Origin of the sequence: Pseudomonas sp. NPDC089401 (assembly GCF_044749485.1) — a bacterium.
Classification (GTDB): domain Bacteria; phylum Pseudomonadota; class Gammaproteobacteria; order Pseudomonadales; family Pseudomonadaceae; genus Aquipseudomonas.
On sequence record NZ_JBIVIA010000032.1, the window covers coordinates 1 to 1,091 of the forward strand.

General features: G+C 58.5%; 1 protein-coding gene. It reads right to left on the reverse strand.

Annotation, left to right across the window (positions count from 1 at the left end; genetic code table 11):
* A partial coding sequence (locus ACIP21_RS28680) for an immunoglobulin-like domain-containing protein (protein WP_400694983.1) occupies positions 1 to 1,091 on the reverse strand: 1,091 nt, incomplete at both ends.

The following is a 1,091-nucleotide window of genomic DNA, read 5'->3' on the forward strand; positions in this document are numbered from 1 at the left end:
CCCGTCTCGATCTTCTCGAAGTTACCGCCGGTTCCGCTCACTACTTCAGCAACCAGGCTGCTGGCGTCGTTGTAGACGTCTTCGCCGTTCGGGTTATCAACCTGGAGCGAACCTTTGCCGTCAGCATCGATGTTGACGGTGTATTCCTGACCGGCAACACGCACGACCAGTTGCACTGGATCGCTACCGGCTTCTGGTTTGTGGCTCAGCTCGAAGTTGAAGGTGACTTTCGCATCGGCCTCAGTGGCGGCAACGCCAGTCACAGTAACGGTGACCGGCGTTTCGGTATCGGCGATCTCGGCAGTGCCCTTGGCACCGGTCTCGATCTTCTCGAAGTTGCCGCCAGTGCCGCTCACTACTTCAGCAACCAGGCTGCTGGCGTCGTTGTAGACGTCTTCACCGTTCGGGTTATCAACTTGCAGCGAGCCTTTGCCATCCGCATCGATGTTGACGGTGTAGTCCTGGCCTGCGACACGCACGACCAGTTGTACTGGATCGCTGCCGGCTTCCGGTTTGTGGCTCAGCTCGAAGTTGAAGGTGACTTTCGCATCGGCCTCAGTGGCGGCAACGCCAGTGACCGTCACGGTTACCGGAGTTTCGGTATCGGCGATCTCGGCAGTGCCCTTGGCACCGATTTCGATCTTCTCGAAGTTGCCGCCAGTGCCAGAGATGACCTCGGCAACCAGGCTGCTGGCATCGTTGTAGACGTCTTCACCATTCGGGTTGTCGACTTGCAGCGAGCCTTTGCCGTCTGCATCAATGTTGACGGTGTATTCCTGGCCCGCAACGCGCACGACCAGTTGTACTGGATCGCTGCCCGCTTCTGGTTTGTGGCTCAACTCGAAGTTGAAGGTAACCTTCGCATCCGCTTCGGTGGCCGCGACGCCGGTTACAGTAACGGTGACCGGGGTTTCGGTGTCTGCGATTTCGGCGGTGCCCTTGGCACCGGTCTCGATCTTCTCGAAGTTACCGCCGGTGCCGCTCACTACTTCAGCAACCAGGCTGCTGGCGTCGTTGTAGACGTCTTCGCCATTCGGGTTATCAACCTGGAGCGAGCCTTTGCCGTCTGCATCGATGTTGACGGTGTATTC